This window comes from Vibrio sp. KUL80 (assembly GCF_059725495.1).
The window spans coordinates 2,528,293-2,550,096 of record NZ_AP045841.1; the positions used below are offsets into that span (position 1 = coordinate 2,528,293).

The following is a 21,804-nucleotide window of genomic DNA, read 5'->3' on the forward strand; positions in this document are numbered from 1 at the left end:
TTGTCGAAGTCAGGTCTCTTGTTGCTCATCATCGATGTTTAAGATGTAGTCGGTCATCCACGCCGTGCCAAGTAGGCATAGCCAAACTACAAAGACTGGCTTAGGAACATCGATGGTAGGCACCACCACTATCGCAGCAAAGCCGACCGTCGGAAGTGTCCAGCAAAGCAGCTTGTTCCATTTAAAGGTTTTAAGCCTGCCCAGACTTTCCATGGATGCGAGCATGCCTGTCATGCAAAGCGAGATTAGCGCTGCATATGGCAGACCAGCAGCCCATATTGGTAAGATTAAGAACAGTGACCACCAGCTGTGCTCGGTCGATCCCTTCCAGTTTTTCGCAGCGTACCAAGCAACAAAGACCGAGAATGCTTGTACCAGCGTCACCATTGGCGTGCCACCAAGTTTACCTGCAGATTGGGTCAACATAATCCCGACATTGAGCGTAAGGACGATAAGCCCGACGATGCTGACTATCCAGATATTACTGCGCTTAGAGAACGCGACCATGAAGACGGGTATTAGTATCCAGACCGCCACCGACATGGCGATAGATTGCAGAGGAAGCGTGAGACCGTAGACGACCATGGATGCGAGTAGCATCAACCCTGCAACACCACCCTGAGGCAATATCCATAGCGCAGGAATCATCACCGCAAGTACGGGAATGTCGCCTTCAATGACACCTATCGTTCTGGCACAAATCATGGCCAGTAAGCTTGTGATTATGAATTGAAACACCGAAAATACCATAGCTCCCCCAAATACCTTTCCGTGGCAAAAATGAACTAGGACAGTTTCAGTATGGATCAATTTAAGGCGCAAATCTTTGCAGTAATTCACCAAATTCCATTCGGAAAAGTAGCAACTTACGGTCAAATTGCAAAAATGGCGGGCTATCCTGGCTATGCAAGACACGTTGGTAAGGCGCTTGGTGGCTTGCCTGAAGGGAGCAGCCTACCCTGGCACCGCGTCATCAACGGTAAAGGAGAAATTTCTCTTAAGGGAGATTCGTTTTTGAGACAGAGATCGATATTAATGGAAGAAGGTGTCGAGTTTTCAGTGAAAGGGCGCGTGCGCTTGAAAGAGTTCGGTTGGCAGCCGTAAGACTGCCAACTCACTCAATTATCTTACGCCCACTAGCAGAAGGTTAACCTGCTCTGTTTTGTTTGCATCCGTGATAACTGGGTAAGAGGTATCTGAGATAAAGCGCAGCTTACCAGCCACTTCAATGCGCGCGCTCACACTGTAAGTGTGCTTAGGATTAATGTCTTTGGTGTCATAGCTCAGCTCAAAATCAAAAGGAACCTGCGCACCATCTGTGGTAAAGGTCTGCTCACTAATCACCTTTGCTGCAACATCTTGAAGCGACACATCTTGCAGTTTCACGGTAACTACCGCATCAGCAGGTAATGCGATTCGTTCACGGTAAGCTATTGTGCCTTTTACCGCTGCCATCGTCTCTTTCATCTCAGTTTGCTCACTCGCTGGGGTGGCACTTTCTGTCGATTGAGGAGCGGTTTGGCAACCCACCAAGCCCAACACCATCGCCATTGCACCAATTTGTAGTAATTTCATGAAGCCTCACTTGATAAAGCAGTTAGAGAGTATTCGGTCTGCATCATGTTTGTTAAACCGCAGACTAGGTTATGCAATAAAAGATAACAGATTTCATGAAACTCGTAGATGTTCCCTATGAGTTTTTCGGAAAAAAACACTGAATTCCTACAAAAGCAATTGCTTGACGAATCCATCAGTAAAATCCACACTTTGCCCATTGAGACCCAGAGAAAAGATCCATCTATGAGCAAACCATTAACTGAACTACTCGAACTTTTGCAATTGGAGCAATTAGAACAAGGACTGTTTAGAGGCCAGAGCCAACACTTAGGCTTACCACAAGTCTATGGTGGTCAGGTTATCGGTCAGGCACTGTCGGCAGCTCGCTATACGGTAGAAGAGGACCGCACGGTGCACTCTTTCCACAGCTACTTTCTCTATCCTGGCGATCCTCTAAAGCCGATCATCTATGATGTCGAGAACCTAAGAGATGGACGCAGCTTTAGCACACGTCGCGTCAAAGCGATTCAAAACGGCCGCCCTATTTTCTATCTCACCGCAAGCTATCACTGTGAAGCGCCAGGCTTTGAACACCAAAATACCATGCCAGAAGTCCCTGGACCGGAGAACTTTGCTTCGGAGTCCGAGTTAGCAATGCGCATTGCTGACTTTTTGCCAGAACAAATCCGTGAAGTGTTCTGCAGTGAAGAGGCGATTGAAGTTCGCCCTGTTCATGTGGTCAACCCACTGAAACCTGAGAAGATTGAGCCAAAGCAATACCTTTGGATTCGAGCAAACGGTGAAGTGCCAAATAACGAGCTGATCCACCAATACGTGCTTGGTTATGCCTCTGACTGGCGCTTCTTAACGACGGCACTCCATCCGCATGGTGTATCCATTTTCGCGCCTAAGTTTCAGATGGCGACTATCGATCACTCAATGTGGTTCCACCGCCCTGTGAACACCAACGAATGGCTGCTTTATGCCATCGACAGCCCGAATGCGAGTAACTCACGTGGCTTAGTAAGAGGTGAAATCTATAACCAGAAAGGTGAGCTCGTAGCATCGACATCGCAAGAAGGTGTGCTGCGCTTTAACGACTGAGCCTTATAAACGGTTTACTGAATAAACGCCTTATCGTCGATAAGGCGTTTTGTTTTCTAGTGAGCATGGCTTCTGATTTGAGCGTTAGCGCCAAACGAGCTGTCCACTTCGCCTTTAAAGCAGTTCAGCACCCACGGAAATGCATTCGTGACGTAGTAACCGTACTGTCCCTCCACCGTCATCCCGTTGCACTCATCAAGCGAGCCAAGTGCAACGACGTACTCGTAGTCACCACGAAATTGACCATCATAGCGGTTGCTCACCACACTGCCACCAGCAACTGGGGTGGTATATCCTGTCACTGCCTGCCTAATACCTGACTTCAACTGATAGCTCGATGTTGCTGCCTTAACAACGCCATCCGCGGGATCTCTGTAACAGCTTCCATAAATGGGAAAACCATCCGCTGCAAAGCCGATGACGGGTGATGGTTCACCTCCCTCACAATCTTGTTCAAACATCGCCATAGGATTGCCGTGATAATGGTATGTGCCGTCTGGCTGAACGTGCGCATGGTGCTCATCGGTACCGAATCGATTCAGAGAGGACATAGGGTCAAAACGCCATGGGTTATCGATCTGATCTTGGTCACATCCGGTTTTTTCATTACCGACGCCGTAGCAAGCTGCTGCTAATAGGTCGACTTTTACGCCGTTGAGCAAAATCGCTTCAGAGACAGGCAGGCTCAACTCTGTGACCGTCGCCGATACACTTGGCGAGGCATCAAACTCATATTGCTGAGATTGCTCAGAGACATTGGTAGCAAATGAGGCCGACTCGTCGTTGAAATCGTGATTAGGGATGCCATTTGACTGAACAATACAATGCGTACCGGAGGATTGAACCGAGACGTTACCTGTGAAGCTAGCGCTGCGCTGTATGTCTTCTACATTGGATGTGTAGTCACCGGTATACTGCTCACAATCACCATTAGTATTGGTAAATAGAGTGTCTGTGATGTCACTGTTAGATGCTGGCGTTTCGCCCCCCACAGTGTTGCTATTACTCGAATCATCAGAAGCACTAGAGCTTTCATCTCCACCTCCTCCGCAGCCAAGTAAGTTGCCGGCCACCAGCAAAGAGATCATTGAAAGCTTTAGGGTTCCTTGTTGCTTCTGCATATTACACGTCCTGTGTTATTGATATGTTAACGGACAGTGTAAGGGAAAAGTGACTGAGTGCCACGTTGTTTACGTCACTTTACTTAGCGACACTCAATATGGAGGTTTCTACTTATTTGCTTTGGGCTTCTTAATACTTGGATATTTGCCTAGCTTTCTATTAATCAGATAGTTAATGACTCGCTTAGCAAAACCGGAGTACGGTGAATACAAAAATCCCGTCGATGCCCATTTCCCCTGCTGCATCACCGGACGCATTTTGGAGAGGGTTTCAAAGCCTTCTTTTCCATGGTAGTGCCCCATGCCACTCGGTCCAACGCCGCCAAATGGCAGGTCGTGCTGCGCGACATGCATCATCACCTCATTGATGGTGTAGGCACCTGACATGGTGTTTTCCAGCACTGATGCCTGAAGCTCTTTATCATCAGAAAACAGATAGAGCGCGAGAGGCCGGTCTCGTTCGCCGATAAAGTGATAGACATCATCCATCGACTTGTAGGTGATGATTGGCAGAATCGGTCCAAAGATCTCCCTTGTCATTACTGCCTCATCCGCTGAAGGCTCTACGATCAAATGAAGAGGGAAACGGCGAGATTCAGGATCAGGTTCACTGGCGGGAATCAGGTTAATCACCTCACCTTGACCCTCTTTAGCCAGTTCCAGAGTCTCTTGTAGACGCTCGAACGACACCGCATCAATCACCGCAGTATAGTCCGGATGATCAATTGATTTGAATCTTCCTTTCATGATCGACTTCGCAGCCTTCACTACTTGCTTGACCTTGTCTTCAGGCACCAACAGGTAATCTGGCGCAACACAGGTCTGTCCCGCGTTGTATACCTTGCCGCCCAAGATCCGCTTCATCGCCTTTTTGATATCAAAGTCCGGACCGATAATGGTCGGTGACTTACCACCGAGCTCTAATGTAACTGGCGTTAGATTCTCAGCCGCTGCTGCCATCACTTTGCGACCCGTAACCCCTGAGCCGGTGAAGATCATATGGTCAAACGGCAGTTTTGCGAACGCTTGCCCTGTACCACCCGTTTCGGCAATAAAGCAGATTTCATCTTGCGTAAACGCCGTCGAGAAGATCTCTCCGAGCGTTTGGCAAAGGTTCATCGAGTTCTCCGACATCTTAACCATCACTCGATTACCAGCGGCCAGAGCCGCCGTCATTGGACCGATAGCTAGAAATAACGGGTAGTTCCAAGGAACGATGATACCGACCACGCCTAAAGGCTGAGGAACAACTTTGTTCTTCGCTGGCCAAAACCAAACTGAGGTATGACGCTTTTTTTCACGCATCCATTTTTTGAGCTGTTTACGTGCATCGACAATGCCTTCGATGGATGAAAACAGCTCGAGCAGAGCCGTTTCTGTTGATGACCGATGACCGAAATCTTTAGCAATCGCCTCACATATCGCTGCCTGATTATCTCGAAGCACTTTTTCAAGCTTGAGTAAGTTCGCCCTTCTGAGTTCACGACTAATAAACGGTGCCTCTTTGAACGCCGACTGCTGCTCATGGAGTCGCTCTATCATTTGTTTTTCGTCTAGGGTGACCAGGCTCATTTACTGTGCTCCTTTATCGAGTAACGCTTCTAATAGTTGCTGGCATTGTTGAACATTCATTTCTTCTGGTACTGGGTATTCGCCGAAGGCTTCTTTAATGGCTTGCTTGGCAAGAGCCGGGATGTCCTCTTTTTGAAGCTCAGCGACATATTTTGGTATATCGAGCGAGTCCAGAAGACCCTCGACCTCTTGGATGAATGCCTCACTGTGTTTATAACCTAGGGTCTGCGCTAGCGTTGTCAGTCTGGCGTTATCTCTTTGTTCAATAAACTTGAGAACATGAGGCAAAACCATGGAGTTGGCACGGCCATGAGGAACGTGGTAAAACGCACCTAACTGGTGCGCGATGGCATGTACATAACCGATGTAGGTGCGAGTAAACGCAAGCCCAGCTTCAAAGCTGGCCACTGCCATCTTTTCACGCGCCTCAGAGTCACTGCCGTCAAGGTACGCTTTAGGCAGATACTCAAATACTGCTTTAATCGCGTTTAGAGACATAATTTGAGTCTCTGCATTGGCATAGAGGCTTAAGTAAGACTCTATCGCATGGGTTAAGGCATCTACCCCAGTCTCTGCGGTAATTTGAGGCGGCAAACCCAGCATAATATCAGGGTCGAGAACCGCAGCTTTAGGCACTAAAAATGGGTCGGTAATCGCTCGCTTAGTTTTGGACTCAACATCGCTGACAACCGCTGCGACAGTCCCCTCTGAACCTGTCCCGGCCGTGGTTGGAATGGCTATCAAGGGCATAATCGGGCGATGAATTTTGAGAAGGCCGGGAAGCTTCGCCACGTCTTTTTTGGTTTTAACGCTTCCAGCGATGGCTTTAGCACAATCAATCGGCGAGCCTCCACCAAACGCGATAACCCCATCACAGCCGTTGGCTTGATACTGTTTAACGCCTGCTCGCACAGTCGCGTAGTCGGGATCAGGCTTTACCTCATCAAAAATGGATGCATTAATGCCAGCGTTCTCCAATGACGCCAACATACCATCCAACAAACCAAGACCGAGCAACACCTTGTCCGTGACGACAAGCGGTTTTGATACTGAGTATTGCTGGCAATATTTGGCTACATCAAGCACCTTCCCCTGCCCAACAATACATTCAGGCTTAGGCACCGGTACCATTTTGATAAAGGGCTTTTTAACCGACACCAATACTTGATGCAACATAAACACTCCTTGTGTGTAGCCAGCAATCTCAGTCCATGAACTCATGTAGTTACACTAGGTTATAGAGTGATTACTCGGCGCTGGCAAGGTTACGTGGCTTAAGTTGAGAACTACTACCAAATCAACGTATTGGCAGTGCTGTGGTGTATTTTAGTGGCTCCATCGCAAAGGTAGATGTCACATTGGATAGCCCATCGATGCTATTGACGAGCTTTTTGTAGAACTCATCGAAACACTTCATATCTTTCACCAACACCTTCATCATGTAATCGTACTCACCCGCCATTCGATAGAACTCCATCACTTCGGGGAACAAAGACACCGTCTCGACAAAGGCTTTATACCACTCATGAGAGTGATTGGTGGTTTTTATCTGTACGAACGCCGTGAATGATAAACCCAGCTTTTCTGGGTCCAGCAACGCAACCCGTTTATCGATCACGCCGCTCTCTTCAAGCTTCTTAAGTCGCTTCCAACAAGGTGTGGTGGTGAGGTTAACCGCTTCGGCTAACTCGTTTAGCGACAAGGTCCCATCTTGTTGCAGCAGGGACAGTAGCTTCTTATCTGTACTATCTATATCCAAAATAGCTCCAATGTAGAAAAATTTTCTACCAACTAGCGAAATTGAAGTAAATATAGCAAAGTTTTTCTCTCTATCTGTAGGTAAATTATCACCATGCCAATCACAAAGTAGGAAACCAAGACGATGTGTACTGATCACCAATGGATTAACAACGCTGTTCGCAAAATTGAAGCTGACTTCCAGCGCTCGGCAGATACTCACCTGATCAAACTTGATCTCCCTATTATTGAAGGGATCGACGTTTATCTAAAAGACGAAAGCACACATCCAACTGGCTCACTAAAACACCGCCTAGCCCGCTCGCTATTTTTATATGCGATCTGTAATGGCTGGATTGGTCCTGAGACCACTGTGATTGAATCATCATCAGGCAGCACTGCCGTATCAGAAGCCTACTTTGCTCGTCTGCTTGGCTTACCCTTTATTGCAGTGATGCCAAAGTGCACAGCACGCAAGAAAATTGAACAGATTGAATTCTATGGTGGTAAAGCACATCTAGTAGACCGCTCTGATCAGATTTACGCGGAATCTCGCCGATTGGCTGAAGAGCTAAATGGCCACTACATGGATCAATTTACCTACGCTGAGCGTGCTACGGATTGGCGTGGTAACAACAACATTGCAAACTCTATCTTTAGCCAAATGGAGCTCGAAGATCATCCGATTCCATCTTGGGTGGTAATGAGTCCTGGTACAGGCGGTACGTCGGCTACAATTGGCCGCTTTATTCGCTATCAAAAGCACGATACTAAGCTATGCGTTGTAGACCCAGAGAACTCTGTTTTCCATGACTACTTCAAGACAGGTAACGCACAGATTACCGGTGATTGTGGCAGCAAGATAGAAGGTATTGGTCGCCCTCGCGTTGAACCAAGCTTTATTCCAGGCGTGGTTGATGAGATGCGTACCATCCCAGATGCGGCAAGTATTGCAACCATCCATTGGCTGGAAAAAACGCTAGGTCGCAAGGTGGGTGCATCGACAGGTACTAACCTATACGGTGTGTTGCAGCTGGCAAGCGAGATGAAAAGACGTGGCGAAACTGGCTCTATTGTCACTTTGCTGTGTGATAGTGGTGAGCGCTACCTAGATACTTACTACAACAGTGAGTGGATTAATAACAATATCGGGGATTTGCAACCATACCTAGACATGCTCGAAGTGTTCGAAGCAACAGGTGAGCTTGCAGAGTAACTAACCTCAGTTGGCAGGGAGTGATAATTCACTCCCTTTTTTCCGCCTGTTATTTTTGCGCGTATGAGGTTTTCACTTTCTCTTGCGCCGTTGCGATGTAGGATACGAGATCACGATACGCCATATCCATTTGGTCAATCATGTCCGAATCGTTACTGCCTTGCGCTACTAGCCTCAATCCATCATGCAGTGCCGTCGCCTTAACGTAGAAATACTCTAAAGGCCCACCAGGGGATGCAAGCTGCTGTGTCTCTTCATGACTCGCTATCACTTGACCAAAAATGGTTTCACTTTCAGCAAGCTCAAGCAAACTCGCATCATAGTCTGCCCCAATAAGCTTGGAGTGCGCCGTTGCCCACATATTCGTGTACTGCGCGATAGCACTGGACGCGTAGATATCGACCGTAGTGGTATAGATGACGTCGACCGTGTCAGAAGAAAGAGACAAAATGGACTGGGTATCTTGAACTATGTCCGAAGCACCTTTGGAAGCTTCGGCAACTTGTGACGAGACCAATTCGATATTCTCGCCCGCCTTGTTGGTACTTCCTTCTATACGCTCGACCAATCCCGAGATCTCACTCGCCGCTTCATTCGCACGCCCAGCCAGTGAACGAACCTCGTCTGCGACCACAGCGAACCCACGACCGTGCTCTCCTGCCCTTGCCGCTTCAATAGCAGCATTAAGCGCAAGTAAGTTGGTTTGTTCTGAAATTTGATGAATGATACTGATAAACTGAGTGATATCCCCTGTCAGCACTTGTAGTGCCGCCACCGTCTCTTTGCTCGCATTAGAAGATTGCGAGACCTGATCGAGCGATTGATACATCTCTTCAAGCTGCTGCTGTGTCGCGTCAAACACACCAAGGTTCGCCTGAAGCTGATCACTTTGATGGATGAGCTGATTATTCGCCTGTTCAATATTGCTCGTCGCACCCACCAGCTGGGAAGTAACAGAGCTCAAAAACAGTCGAGAGCGCTGTTTCTGTTTATCTAGTTGCGCTTCTAGTTTTCGTATTTGTTGCTCTTTGTGAGCTAACTCTTGCTGCAACTGCTCGACTTGGCAAGCGAAGGTGTCTTTCTGTTCGGATTCAGATAGCAATTGCTGTTGGAGTTGAGTGAGTTGTTTTTTGGATGCAAACATATGACCACTTATCTTTTACTGCTTTCTTTATCGTTATTGTTTTCTAACGGTAGCATTGGTGAGGGAAATATAAATGGCTTGAAGGGTAAGTTGTGATGAGGGGTATCTGGTATCACCCTATTAGGGTATGGACTTGGGGTGGTTTGGTGGAGTGCTTTTAGGTGTGGGGAACGGAATTTGGGGGATTGGTGGGTGGTTTGGGTTTCGCGTTTACCCCCTCTAGCTCCCCCTTATAAAGGGGGAGAACAACATGCTAGCTCCTATCGTCGCATCGCCTATTTAAATAAGTGAAGCGCGGTGAGCTTTTGTTCCTCCCCTTGCAAGCGGGGCGCGTAGCCGGGAGGCTAGGAGGGGTCAAGCGAAGCGTGCTTTAAGCTCTTGAGAGCTCAACAAGAAGAAGACTTAAGCGTCTCCTTCCTCCGCATTGCGTGCCGCGGCTTCTTTAATGATTGGCTGAAGTTCGCCTTTTTGGAACATCTCTACGATGATGTCACAGCCGCCGATTAGCTCGCCTTCAACCCATAGTTGAGGGAAAGTTGGCCATTGAGCGTACTTTGGTAGCTCTGCGCGGATGTCTGGGTTTTGTAGGATGTCTACATAAGCAAATTTTTCGCCACAAGCCATTAGTGCCTGAGCTGCTTGTGAAGAAAAGCCACAGCTCGGCAATTTAGGTGAACCTTTCATGTAAAGAAGAATTGTGTTCTCTTCAATTTGCTGTTTGATTTTATCGATCGTTTCCATTGCTTCCTCGAAATGCTTGTACTGCGAATGTGTTCACATTCTAGCGAATCGTCACAGAATAAAAAGCACAATAATATTGTGGTTATACTATTGTAGCTAAGATGTGATGCACGCTACCTAAACCCTAGCTATCAAGGGCTAAGTAAACAAAACATCACAATTAATTTATCACCAGCTCTTTTAATAAAGTAAAAACTTGCTAAAATAGCAAGCAGTCAGTCAACACACGACTCAATAAAAAATATACTTGGAAGCAATCAGGGTAAAAACCCGCTAATAATCAATGGAGAAGCGAGCAATGGCATTCGAACTACCAGCACTTCCTTATGCGAAAGACGCTCTAGAACCACACATCTCAGCAGAAACACTAGATTTCCACCACGGTAAGCACCACAACACTTACGTTGTTAAGCTAAACGGTCTTATCCCTGGCACTGAGTTTGAAGGTAAAACACTTGAAGAAATCGTTAAGACGTCTTCTGGTGGTGTATTCAACAACGCTGCTCAAATCTGGAACCACACGTTCTACTGGCACTGTCTAGCGCCTAACGCTGGCGGCGAGCCAACTGGTGCAGTTGCAGACGCAATCAACGCTGCATTCGGTTCATTCGAAGAGTTCAAAGCGAAGTTCACTGATTCTGCAATCAACAACTTCGGTTCATCTTGGACTTGGCTAGTTAAGAAAGCTGACGGTTCTCTAGACATCGTTAACACTTCTAACGCAGCAACACCACTAACAGAAGAAGGTGTGACTCCGCTACTAACAGTAGACCTATGGGAACACGCCTACTACATCGATTACCGTAACGTTCGTCCAGACTACATGAATGGCTTCTGGGCGCTAGTTAACTGGGCATTCGTAGAAGAAAACCTAGCTAAGTAATCCGCTCCTTACCGAGTTTTTCTTAAAGACCTGTTAATACAGGTCTTTTTTTATTTTATCTCTAAAGCTCTCTAGGCCCCTGCCGATAAAGTCTCTGTAACGAGAGGACTTTATGCAAATTCATCATTTAGACAAAGCCAATTTAATCAACGAGCTACAGTGTGGTACGTCGCTTAATCGCGCCGTAGAGCAAGGTAGACGCGCGGACTTTGCGTTGATGTTGTCTATGTTTTCTCAAGACTCTCGTGAAACCTCAGTGACTGAGGATGTTGATACCAAAATTACTGATGAAGCAATATTGAGAAAACGCTTCGACGTCCCTACCGCACAAAAACTGCAAGGCGAACTTGATGACTACGAGGTCTCTGCCAGCATCGCTAAGCAGTTTCATGATGGCGGCCTACCTAGCGCGAAGCTGCAGCACTATAGCCGACCAGAGCCACTCAACTATGCCCCTGTGGATACTCACGGCCTTGCCGAAGAGGTATACCACAACCTTTCTGGTCATACTCGCCGTCAGCTTGGTCAAAAGTCTGCTCCGAAACCTACAATAGATACTCTATATAACCAGTTATCCACCGCGCATCGTAAGGACGGATTGTCTATCCACCTTTAACCCCTATTTTTAGGTGGTTTCTAATGTAACGCTGTCCAGTTTTTCCGTACAGAGTGTGATTTATCGCTAAAATAACGGTTTGATATTTTTCCTATCCACAAAAACTTGAAGTTATTCACATTTGACTCACAGTTTTTCTACCAAGTTATTACTTCAGGGGAATGGCATTTCGCCAAACTGTATCCGAAACCGGCACTTTCGGGGTAACTATGATCATTAAAAATTCGGTAGTTTTGATTACATCTGCTGGTACCAGCTTAGGTGCAATGATTGCACTGCATTTCGCACGCCTTGGTGCAAACCTGGTGCTTTGCGATAAAGACAACAATGCGCTCAGCGCCACATTCCGGCGTTGCCAAGAAGTCACAGAGCTCGTCACTAAGGTTCACATTACCGACATGACACCCAGCTCGATAGAAAGCATTTTCGATGACATAGAAGCCCATGTCGGCAGACCACCCAATGTCTTGGTTAATCACTGGACATCACTACCGAAACAATCACTGACCGATGTCAGTGATAGCAACAAGTTTATCAACCAATTTTCGCTGCTCGCGTCCAGTCTCTTTTTATTTGGGCAGGTTGCTGCAGACAGGATGTCAGAAAAGCACTCAGGCGTTATCGTCAATGTGGTCGCTCAAGAGCCTGAGCAGTGCTTTACCGATTTAGACAACACCTCTTCTATTGTCACTGGCTTTACCAAAAGCTGGGCTCGTGAACTCAAGCCACGCAATATTCGTGTCGGTGGCGTGATTCCGGTTAGCTCTCATGGCTATCACATTGATGCTAACTGGTCGCGGATCCAGGATGAATTAACAAGAACGACCGAATACATTGTCAGCAATGACTACTTCAGTGGTCGCGTGGTAAGTGCAGAGGCATAGTGGGCGTAAAAGCGTAATCATCACTCCTTTTTCTGAATCAAACGCATAAAAAAAGCCCCTTCATTTCTGAAGGGGCTTTACTAATTTTCCCGAATTAGATTTCGTGCTAGCGAAAATCTACTACTGAATTAAGCTTCAGCTTTCTCTTTTTTAGCTTTAGCAGCTGGCTTCGCTTCTTGGTCTGCTTTCTTCTTGATAACAGTTGTACCTTCGAAAGTTTCGCCTTCAACGAATGCGTTACCGTAGTAAGCCGCTTTCAGAACTTCTTTAAGCTCAGAGATTAGTGGGTAACGTGGGTTCGCACCAGTACATTGGTCATCGAACGCTTCAACCGCTAGCTCATCAAGCTTCGCTAGGAAGTCAGACTCAGCAACACCTGCAGCTTGGATAGAAGTTGGGATGTCTAGGTCTTTCTTAAGCTCTTCCAACCATGCTAGTAGACGTTCAATCTTCTGAGCAGTACGGTCACCAGCTTGGCTTAGGCCTAGGTGGTCAGCGACTTCAGCGTAACGACGACGTGCTTGTGGACGGTCGTATTGAGAGAACGCAGTTTGCTTAGTTGGGTTGTCGTTTGCGTTGTAACGAACAACGTTAGAGATTAGTAGTGCGTTCGCCAGACCGTGTGGTAGGTGGAACTCAGCACCAATCTTGTGAGCCATTGAGTGACAAACACCTAGGAATGCGTTCGCAAATGCTACACCAGCGATAGTTGCCGCGTTGTGTACTTTTTCACGAGCGATTGGGTCATTTGCACCGTTCGCGTAGCTTGAAGGTAGGTACTCTTTCAGCATCTTAAGTGCTTGTAGAGCCTGACCGTCAGAGTATTCGTTCGCTAGAACTGATACGTAAGCTTCTAGAGCGTGAGTGACTGCATCGTAACCACCAAATGCTGTTAGAGACTTAGGCATGTTCATAACAAGGTTCGCGTCAACGATAGCCATGTTAGGAGTTAGTTCGTAGTCAGCTAGTGGGTACTTAGCACCAGTCTCGTCGTCTGTAACAACTGCGAATGGAGTAACTTCAGAACCAGTACCAGATGTTGTAGTGATACATACAAGCTCAGCTTTTTGACCCATTTTAGGGAACTTGTAGATACGTTTACGGATGTCCATAAAGCGCATTGCAAGCTCTTCGAAGTGAGTTTCTGGGTGCTCGTACATTACCCACATGATCTTAGCAGCATCCATCGGAGAACCACCACCTAGAGCGATGATTACGTCTGGTTGGAAGCTTTGCATTGCTTCAGCACCTTTCTTAACAACAGATAGCGTTGGATCCGCTTCTACATCGAAGAAAGTTTGAACTTCCATGCCTTGAGCTTTAAGAAGCTTCACTACTTCGTCGCTGTAACCGTTGTTGAATAGGAAACGGTCAGTTACTAGGAATACGCGCTTCTTACCTTCTAGGTCGCTCATTGCGATTGGAAGGCTGCCACGACGGAAGTAGATAGACTTAGGTAGTTTGTGCCACAACATGTTTTCAGCTCGCTTCGCTACAGTTTTCTTGTTGATTAGGTGCTTAGGACCTACGTTCTCAGAGATAGAGTTACCACCCCAAGAACCACAACCTAGAGTTAGAGAAGGCGCTACGTTGAAGTTGTAAAGGTCACCGATACCACCGTGAGTAGTTGGGATGTTTACAAGGATACGTGCAGTCTTCATCTTGTCACCGAAGTAACGGATGCGGTCAGCGTTAACGTCTTGGTTTGTGTACAGACCAGATGTGTGACCGATACCACCGATTTCAACCATAGTTACCGCTTGAGCAACAGCGTCTTCGAAATCGTCAGCGCGGAATAGACCTAGAGTTGGAGATAGTTTCTCGTGAGCAAATGCGTCGTCGTAAGAAACTTTACCTAGACCTTCACCAACTAGAACTTTAGTGTCAGCTGGAACTTTAACACCTGCCATCTCAGCGATTGCTGGAGCTGGTTGACCTACGATCTTAGCGTTTAGGTTACCGTCGATTAGAAGAACTTTACGTACTTTCTCAGCTTCAGCTTTGCTTAGAACGTATGCTTTGTGAGAAGCGAAACGCTCTTTAACTTCGTCGTATACAGAGTCAACAACGATTGCAGCCTGCTCAGAAGCACAAACTACGCCGTTATCGAACGTTTTAGACATAAGGATAGAAGCTACTGCACGTTTGATGTCAGCAGTTTCGTCGATAACTACAGGAACGTTACCTGCACCTACACCGATTGCTGGCTTACCAGAAGAGTATGCTGCTTTAACCATGCCTGGACCACCAGTTGCAAGGATAAGAGCGATGTCGTCGTGCTTCATAAGAGCGTTAGAAAGCTCTACAGATGGTTGGTCGATCCAACCGATGATGTCTTTTGGAGCACCTGCTGCTACTGCTGCATCTAGAACTAGTTTAGCTGCATCGTTAGTAGAGTTCTTCGCACGTGGGTGTGGCGAGAAGATGATACCGTTACGAGTCTTCAAAGAGATTAGAGATTTGAAGATTGCAGTAGAAGTTGGGTTAGTTGTTGGTACGATACCGCAGATGATGCCTACAGGCTCAGCGATAGTCATAGTGCCTAGGTTGTCGTCTTCTTCAAGAATGCCACAAGTTTGCTCGTCTTTGTACTTGTTGTAGATGAACTCAGACGCGAAGTGGTTCTTGATAACTTTGTCTTCAACGATACCCATTCCAGACTCTTCAACCGCTTGTTGTGCAAGAGGAATACGAGCTTGGTTAGCTGCTAGAGATGCTGCGCGGAAAATCTTGTCTACTTGCTCTTGCGAGTAAGTTGCAAATTCTGCTTGTGCCGCTTTGACGCGTGCAACCATTGCATCTAGTTCAGCCATATTTGTTACAGGCATAAGGAATCTCCTAAAATAAAAAAACTAAAAACTTTTTAGTAAGTTAGCTACTTCTGCTAATGAATCACTTAACAACAGAACAACTCTACTTAGTAAACTGCTTTCAGAGCTGAGTATAATCTTTCACGCTGTGAAAAAAATTGACTCAGATCAGATCTGAAAAGTAATTTACCTACATAGTAGTAACCCCAAAGGGTTGCGCGACGTAACCTGTTGTTTTAATTGATGTTACCCAAGTAAAATACCAAGCTCAAAAAAGCACCATTCAGTATTTTTTTTTCATAACACCTAACAATTGTGTAAAAAAGTTTCACTTTTGTACGCCAAAGACAAGTAAAACGTCACCCTCGTGCTACTAAGTATATGTAGATGACATTACTTTCTTTCAACCCATGACGTAAAAATAATCAAAACAAGACATGAGCAACATTTTTGCAACGCAAAGGTATGTTACCTCGGTTGTGGCACGAACTTTTCCTTCATAATCTATTCATATTTGCACACCAGACCTCCCACTTCATATCTACGAACTATTTGTCTTAAATAGCCATCAATTTTTAGTCGATTATCCCGCTGCAATGTCGTACATTACCCGCACTTTTTACTTGGACATAAATGCATAGCATTACGTCCTACTCCTTCATCGAGATAAGTCTATGAGTAGCATCGAATTTGCAATCTATTTGCAGTTTTTCCTTGGTTTGGTCGCTGCGGTAAACCCGGTTGGGATCATGCCTGTGTTTGTGTCTTTGACGGGCCATATGTCACCCGAGGACAAGAACAAAACGGCCGCCACAGCGAACATTGCGGTTGCAGTGATCCTTATTACGTCATTATTGGCAGGTCAGATCCTGTTAGATATGTTCAGCATCTCTTTAGACTCGTTCCGCGTAGCGGGTGGATTGCTGCTGCTTAGTATCGCTTTCTCGATGATGTCGGGTAAGTTGGGTGAGGATAAGCAGAACAAACAAGAAAAGTCAGAGTACGTAAGTAAAGAGCAAATCGGTGTTGTACCCCTTGCGATGCCGCTTATGGCTGGCCCTGGTGCTATCAGTTCGACGATTGTTTATGGCGCTCGCTACCCAGGCATGGTCGAAACGGTTGGTATCATTATTAGTATCATCGTCTTTGCTCTATGCTCATGGCTACTTTATCGCTCTGCACCGCTCATCGTTCGTTTCCTTGGGCAAACGGGTATCAACGTGATCACGCGTATCATGGGTCTGATCCTTGGTGCATTGGGTATTGAGTTTATGGCGAATGGCCTAAAAGCACTTTTCCCTGGTCTCGCTTAACTGACCTAGCCTTTCCCTGACATCTTTGCCCCTCTCAAGCACCTTGTTACCATGGTGCTTGAACTTCTCTGCTCTTTACTGGCACTCTCCCTTGCCATAAACGAAACGACTCTTGCCCTAGCAAAACTGCCCCTTGCCGCGTCTTGGGTATATACTAGCCATATTGAAGACTTATAAACTCTTGCTATGGAAAACAACCGCTTAAAGCACAAGCTGTACATTATCATCTTTGGTCATCACACCCGTGCAGGTCGAATTTTTGATATTACTCTTATCATCGCGATCTTAATATCGCTGGCTGTACTAGTGCTGCACTCTATTGAAGGGCTATCCGGCGAGTGGGATAACACCTTTGTCCTCCTGGAGTATTTCTTTACGGCCTTGTTTACCATTGAGTACCTGGTACGCCTATATTGCTCGCCAAAGCCAAAGGCTTACGCCACCAGCTTCTACGGCGTCGTCGACCTACTGTCGATTCTTCCGACCTACCTAGCGCTACTATTCCCGTCAGCCACTTTTATGGGGGTGATACGACTGCTTCGCGTCATGCGCATATTTCGCATCCTTAAACTGGTTCGGTATCTGCAAGACTCGAATATTTTGCTTCGTTCACTGCTGATGTCGCGTCGTAAGATCTTGGTCTTTTTTAGCACGGTTGCGATATTGGTGACGATATTTGGCTCGCTTATCTATGTTATAGAAGGACCAGAGAATGGGTTTACCAGCATCCCACAAAGTATCTACTGGGCAATTGTGACCATTACGACGGTTGGCTACGGAGATTTAGTACCAAGTACACCGCTTGGTAAAGGACTCGCCTCGCTGACAATGCTGCTCGGCTACTCCATTCTTGCCGTCCCTACGGGAATCATTACGGCAGAACTAGGCCAAGAAATGAAGACCCATAGAAGCTTGGTGAAGTGTCCAAACTGTTCAAAGTCGGGGCATGAAAGTGATGCGCTGCATTGCAAGCATTGCGGTAGTGAGTTGGCGACGCCTGACAAAAGAATTGTTGACGTCGATTCTGAAGATTTAAAATAGCAGAAACTAAAAAGCCCTCTTAAGAGGGCTTTTTCAAACTTGGATGAATGAGAGAAAATTAACCTTTCTTCTCAGCCAAGATAATGCGCAGTGTACGACGTAGTGGCTCTGCCGCACCCCACAGTAGCTGGTCACCGACGGTAAAGGCATTGAGGAAGTCGTTACCCATCGCCATTTTTCTTAGACGACCAACCGGGATAGACATAGTGCCGGTTACTTTTGCAGGCGTCAGCTCTTGAGCCGTGATATCGCGATCGTTTGGAATCACTTTCACCCAGTCGTTGTGCGTTGCGATGATTTCTTCGATTTCATCCATAGGCACGTCTTGCTTAAGCTTGATGGTCAGAGCCTGTGCGTGACAACGCATTGCGCCGATTCGAACACATGTGCCATCGATAGCAATTGGGCTATCTTGCAAACCAAGGATCTTGTTTGCTTCAACGCCAGCTTTCCATTCCTCTTTACTTTGACCGTTTTCACGCTTCACATCGATCCACGGAATGAGTGAGCCTGCTAGAGGTACACCAAATTGATCGGTTGGGAACGAAGATGAACGGATGGTCTCAGCCACTTTGCGATCAATATCTAGAATAGAGCTCGCTGGATTTGCCAGTTCAGAAGTCACACAATCATTTACTACGCCCATTTGAGAGATAAGTTCGCGCATGTTTTTCGCACCTGCGCCCGAAGCCGCTTGGTACGTCATTGCGCTCATCCATTCAACAAGACCTTTCTCGTATAGACCACCCAAGCCAAGAAGCATCAAGCTAACGGTACAGTTGCCGCCAACAAAGGTGTTGGTACCCTTGATAAGACCGTCTTGAATTTGACCAAGGTTCACTGGGTCCAAGGTAATGATTGAATCTTTGTCCATACGGAGAGTAGAAGCAGCATCAATCCAATAACCTTTCCAGCCAGCTTGGCGAAGTGCTGGGTACACTTTCTCAGTGTAGCTACCACCTTGACAGGTAATCACGGCGTCCAGTTGTTTTAGGCTTTCAATATCAAAAGCGTCTTGTAGAAGTCCGGCATCTTTACCAAAGTTTGGCGCTGGAATACCAATTTGAGACGTGCTGTAGAAAACGGGTTCGATGACATCAAAGTCTTTTTCTTCGACCATGCGTTGCATCAGAACAGAACCCACCATGCCACGCCAACCGACTAAACCTACTCTCATTGAATTACTCTCCGTGTGAATTTAAATAAAGGCTCCCCCATCTATAAAATTTTCCGAGCCATAACACAAGAGCAAATTCACATATTGATGAAGTTTTTTTCACAAACCCAACCAGTTATTGCGATTTTTACAGTCGCTATATAGCAAAAAGGCTCCGTTGGGAGCCTTTTCATTATTAGTCTGCTATTTTCCGTTCTTTCTTCACTTGAGCCCGCTTACCCAAGGCGTAACCTAATCCTAGAGGAGCAAAGAAGATCACTAAAATGAATAAGATAAAGTAAACAATCGTACTTTTAATTAACTGAATCAGCTTTTCTACAGCAAGAGTCAGTACATCCTGTGAAATCTTATCTAGGTCCTGAGCAAACAACTCGCGCTCACTATTCACAATGACCGCGATCTCTTTGCGCTCTCGCTCTATCATCTTGATCAGCTCTTCACGCTCTCGAGCAACCATGTCATCTAGTGCTTGGCGCTCGGCACTAAGTTGTGTCAACTTATCTTGTGTTTTCACGTCGAGATCATTGAGCAGTGGCTGAAGTTCAATCGCCATCTTTTGCGCGAGATCGCGCATGTATTCTGGATTGTTCTCGACAAAATCACGAAACGCTTCCGCGCTCACTTGAAAGCTCTGAATCGCACCACGGATGTCATCGCCATTCACATTACTGTTAAGCGCTATCAGTTGAGCCTTCCAAGTCATCAGCTTTGGTGTTTGCTCAGACATTAACGACAGGCGATCTGAAACGTCTGACAATGCTTCAGGCATAGTTCCCAGTGTGGTGGTCACCTCACTCTCATCAATTCCTTGAGCCTTCAACCATTCACGATACGCAGGGATACGAGCAAACATCAGATTTTCAAAAGGATGCAACGCTGCAAACTTCTGTACGAATTCTTTGGTGGTTGAATAGCTGTCAGACTTGAATAACGACTTGGCTAGCTGATCAATCTCGGTGCTGAGCTTGATTGCGGTTTGAGTAGCTTCTTCGGTAATAAACATAGATTTACCCGGACCAGACACGAAGAACTGTTCCATTTGCAGAGTAAACACCCAGGTATCGATCAGTCCTGCTGCAGGTGAAACCTGATAGGCAGACTGTTGTAGCCCCTCTTCCGCATGAATTTTCCAAAGTAGAATATGGGATTGATTCATCACATCTGTTTCATCGTACTTTGAGGATAGAGAATCAGCGGTCATTTCAACTTGAGTGAAGAACTCACGGCTGAATTCACGCGTCATCAAACGCATGTTGAGCTCTTGTTTTGTCAAAGGCGTCGTCTGGCTATCAAGCTGGATCTCCAATAACGAACAGCCAGAAACCAAGGTGACAAAGAAAAGAAGTAATGCACTGCGTAAGCGATGCAGATGTTTCATTGGAGACCTCAACGTCAGATAATTGCTCGGGTATATTACCGCCACTATAAATGAGCTACGTAAAATTCACGTTAACTATTGATATTTATAGTCTAAATTTGGCGAATTACTAAGCGTTATTGCTGACTCTGTGTTGAGATGTAGTCTTCTGCCGACAATATGGCCATACTCAAGCATCGCTCAAGCTCGCTGATGGCATCAGGTTCCAAAGACTGAGTATCTTTGAGCTGCTGCTCTGCGACAATGGCGCTTTGTCGCAGTTCTTCAGCAAAAATACTGCCTGATACGCCTTTTAACGTATGAGCTACGCGCGTTGCCTTCTCGATGTCTGAATCCACCAGGTCGCGTAACTTTTCCGCATCCTTCCTGTGTTCCGAAACGAAAACCCCAAGCAAAAGCAGCATAGACTCTTGGTCGCCATCCAACGTACTCAACATATTTTCAAACTGAATTGACGATACCGAGGTTTCTTTTTTCGCTTGTTCCGTCGACTGCTCTGACTTAACCACGGCCAATGTTGGTGGCTCTAAGTCATCGGTTTGGGCTTCACCTGATGGGACTTCTCTGTGATCCAGTTGATGATCAGGTTGTTTTGTACCACTCACTGAAGATTTGGTGTTCTGGGGTTCATCCGCAGCTGTGGATTGAGCGTTGCCCGCGGGCAGTTCGTCTTGGTAAGAGACTAGTTCTGACTCATTATCAGCTCTAGCAACGCGCCCTCCACTCAGGCTCAGTGAAAATAAACATAGTATCGCCACTAAGCTTGCCAGTGAGATAAATAATACCTGCCCACTGACTAAGCGCTCCGACTGCAGCTCTCTTAAAGACAGTTCGGTCATCACGGGATGATTAACAACACGCTCAACCAAAAATTCGGTGTTTGCAGACTGTGAAAGTAATACTGAAGCTTGTGAGTTCAGCTCAAGAAGATGGATACGGTCTGTGCTTGGCAGTCGGTAGGCTTCTCTTTGGATATCTTCTAGCTTCAAATAAACTTGTCGGGGTTCAACGGATTCGTTGAATAAGGTATCCAATACTACGGCCGATAAACGATTGCTCAGCGATAGTGCGGGGTCACTAAGATCTTGAGGTTTGTCGTTGATACTAGTGATAAAAGTATCCATTCGCGCTTCATCGCGAGCCAACAACTGCGCCTGTTCTACAAAACGCTCTAGCAGATAGACAGTATGGGAGACATCCGATAATAAATCCGACTGGGTGAGAGACTTTAATTGAACCGTTTGGGCGTGAATGAGCTGAATTTCTAGCTCTAGCTGCTCAGAAAAGCGGGCTCGGTATGGTTGAGCAAGGAACAGGGTTTGACGAAGTTTATCGATACTAAAGGTTATTTCGTCAATTAAGTGCGTTATTTTCTCTTCTTGAGATGAAACATAAACAACACTCGCGACTGCGATAGACCACAACAGTACAATGGCAACAGCAATACCATTAAGACGCTTGAATAGATTCAACAATCGGTCCCTCTCGACACAAAGCTAGGCTTTTCCTT

The 21,804-nt window shown here is 46.4% G+C and carries 20 protein-coding genes; 8 read left to right on the forward strand and 12 right to left on the reverse strand.

Annotated elements, in window-relative coordinates:
- Positions 1–9 precede the first annotated feature (9 nt).
- Positions 10–750, reverse strand: a complete 741-nt coding sequence (locus AC6I8U_RS11605) for a VP0952 family biofilm-associated protein (RefSeq protein ID WP_498016970.1) — start codon at positions 748–750, stop codon at positions 10–12.
- Positions 751–801: 51 nt separating this feature from the next.
- Here AC6I8U_RS11605 and AC6I8U_RS11610 point away from each other — a divergent pair, with 51 nt between their 5' ends.
- Positions 802–1,104: an MGMT family protein gene (locus tag AC6I8U_RS11610; RefSeq protein WP_234494198.1), complete on the forward strand. Its 303-nt coding sequence runs from the start codon at positions 802–804 to the stop codon at positions 1,102–1,104.
- Positions 1,105–1,122: 18 nt separating this feature from the next.
- Here AC6I8U_RS11610 and AC6I8U_RS11615 read toward each other — a convergent pair whose 3' ends face one another.
- The gene (locus AC6I8U_RS11615; RefSeq protein ID WP_234494199.1) at positions 1,123–1,575 is read right to left on the reverse strand and encodes a YbaY family lipoprotein; all 453 of its coding nucleotides are present in this window, start codon (positions 1,573–1,575) and stop codon (positions 1,123–1,125) included.
- 225 nt (positions 1,576–1,800) lie between these two features.
- Here AC6I8U_RS11615 and tesB point away from each other — a divergent pair, with 225 nt between their 5' ends.
- Positions 1,801–2,661, forward strand: a complete 861-nt coding sequence (gene tesB, locus AC6I8U_RS11620) for an acyl-CoA thioesterase II (RefSeq protein WP_042474523.1) — start codon at positions 1,801–1,803, stop codon at positions 2,659–2,661.
- Positions 2,662–2,717: 56 nt separating this feature from the next.
- Here tesB and AC6I8U_RS11625 read toward each other — a convergent pair whose 3' ends face one another.
- The 4 genes from AC6I8U_RS11625 to AC6I8U_RS11640 all read right to left on the reverse strand — a co-directional run bounded on the left by AC6I8U_RS11625 (position 2,718) and on the right by AC6I8U_RS11640 (position 7,113).
- Entirely contained in the window at positions 2,718–3,782 is a 1,065-nt protein-coding gene (locus AC6I8U_RS11625; protein ID WP_498016971.1) for a YHYH protein, read from the reverse strand.
- A 108-nt stretch (positions 3,783–3,890) separates the two neighbouring features.
- Positions 3,891–5,354: a coniferyl aldehyde dehydrogenase gene (locus AC6I8U_RS11630; protein ID WP_498016972.1), complete on the reverse strand. Its 1,464-nt coding sequence runs from the start codon at positions 5,352–5,354 to the stop codon at positions 3,891–3,893.
- Entirely contained in the window at positions 5,355–6,530 is a 1,176-nt protein-coding gene (locus tag AC6I8U_RS11635) for an iron-containing alcohol dehydrogenase (protein WP_498016973.1), read from the reverse strand.
- Positions 6,531–6,651: 121 nt separating this feature from the next.
- Positions 6,652–7,113 (reverse strand): Lrp/AsnC family transcriptional regulator, encoded by a 462-nt coding sequence (locus tag AC6I8U_RS11640; protein ID WP_234494204.1) that lies wholly within the window; start codon positions 7,111–7,113, stop codon positions 6,652–6,654.
- A gap of 123 nt (positions 7,114–7,236) precedes the next feature.
- On the opposite strand from AC6I8U_RS11640, the gene AC6I8U_RS11645 reads away from it, so the two are divergent.
- Complete coding sequence (locus AC6I8U_RS11645) at positions 7,237–8,307, forward strand: PLP-dependent cysteine synthase family protein (RefSeq protein ID WP_498016974.1); 1,071 nt, start codon at positions 7,237–7,239, stop codon at positions 8,305–8,307.
- A 49-nt stretch (positions 8,308–8,356) separates the two neighbouring features.
- On the opposite strand, the gene AC6I8U_RS11650 is transcribed toward AC6I8U_RS11645, so the two are convergent.
- Both AC6I8U_RS11650 and AC6I8U_RS11655 read right to left on the reverse strand, forming a co-directional pair.
- Positions 8,357–9,451, reverse strand: coding sequence for a methyl-accepting chemotaxis protein (locus AC6I8U_RS11650; RefSeq protein WP_498016975.1), 1,095 nt, complete (start codon positions 9,449–9,451; stop codon positions 8,357–8,359).
- Positions 9,452–9,853: 402 nt separating this feature from the next.
- Positions 9,854–10,192, reverse strand: a complete 339-nt coding sequence (locus AC6I8U_RS11655) for a Grx4 family monothiol glutaredoxin (RefSeq protein WP_042474195.1) — start codon at positions 10,190–10,192, stop codon at positions 9,854–9,856.
- 298 nt (positions 10,193–10,490) lie between these two features.
- Between AC6I8U_RS11655 and sodB the strand changes: the two genes are divergently transcribed.
- The 3 genes from sodB to AC6I8U_RS11670 all read left to right on the forward strand — a co-directional run bounded on the left by sodB (position 10,491) and on the right by AC6I8U_RS11670 (position 12,575).
- On the forward strand, positions 10,491–11,075 hold the full coding sequence (gene sodB, locus AC6I8U_RS11660) for a superoxide dismutase [Fe] (RefSeq protein WP_042499104.1): 585 nt from the start codon (positions 10,491–10,493) through the stop codon (positions 11,073–11,075).
- 112 nt (positions 11,076–11,187) lie between these two features.
- Positions 11,188–11,691, forward strand: a complete 504-nt coding sequence (locus tag AC6I8U_RS11665; protein WP_498016976.1) for a VC2046/SO_2500 family protein — start codon at positions 11,188–11,190, stop codon at positions 11,689–11,691.
- Positions 11,692–11,900: 209 nt separating this feature from the next.
- Positions 11,901–12,575 (forward strand): SDR family oxidoreductase, encoded by a 675-nt coding sequence (locus AC6I8U_RS11670; RefSeq protein WP_498016977.1) that lies wholly within the window; start codon positions 11,901–11,903, stop codon positions 12,573–12,575.
- A 128-nt stretch (positions 12,576–12,703) separates the two neighbouring features.
- Here the strand turns inward: AC6I8U_RS11670 and adhE are convergent, their stop codons facing one another.
- Entirely contained in the window at positions 12,704–15,403 is a 2,700-nt protein-coding gene (gene adhE, locus AC6I8U_RS11675; RefSeq protein ID WP_498016978.1) for a bifunctional acetaldehyde-CoA/alcohol dehydrogenase, read from the reverse strand.
- Positions 15,404–16,059: 656 nt separating this feature from the next.
- Between adhE and AC6I8U_RS11680 the strand changes: the two genes are divergently transcribed.
- A complete protein-coding gene (locus AC6I8U_RS11680; RefSeq protein WP_042474190.1) occupies positions 16,060–16,698 on the forward strand; it encodes a YchE family NAAT transporter in 639 nt (212 codons plus the stop codon).
- A gap of 186 nt (positions 16,699–16,884) precedes the next feature.
- Complete coding sequence (locus tag AC6I8U_RS11685; RefSeq protein ID WP_498016979.1) at positions 16,885–17,739, forward strand: ion transporter; 855 nt, start codon at positions 16,885–16,887, stop codon at positions 17,737–17,739.
- 58 nt (positions 17,740–17,797) lie between these two features.
- Here the strand turns inward: AC6I8U_RS11685 and asd are convergent, their stop codons facing one another.
- The 3 genes from asd to AC6I8U_RS11700 all read right to left on the reverse strand — a co-directional run bounded on the left by asd (position 17,798) and on the right by AC6I8U_RS11700 (position 21,766).
- The gene (asd, locus tag AC6I8U_RS11690; protein ID WP_234494210.1) at positions 17,798–18,916 is read right to left on the reverse strand and encodes an aspartate-semialdehyde dehydrogenase; all 1,119 of its coding nucleotides are present in this window, start codon (positions 18,914–18,916) and stop codon (positions 17,798–17,800) included.
- A 175-nt stretch (positions 18,917–19,091) separates the two neighbouring features.
- The gene (locus AC6I8U_RS11695) at positions 19,092–20,294 is read right to left on the reverse strand and encodes a chemotaxis protein (protein WP_498016980.1); all 1,203 of its coding nucleotides are present in this window, start codon (positions 20,292–20,294) and stop codon (positions 19,092–19,094) included.
- 116 nt (positions 20,295–20,410) lie between these two features.
- Entirely contained in the window at positions 20,411–21,766 is a 1,356-nt protein-coding gene (locus tag AC6I8U_RS11700; RefSeq protein WP_498016981.1) for an Hpt domain-containing protein, read from the reverse strand.
- Between the last annotated feature and the right edge of the window lie 38 nt (positions 21,767–21,804).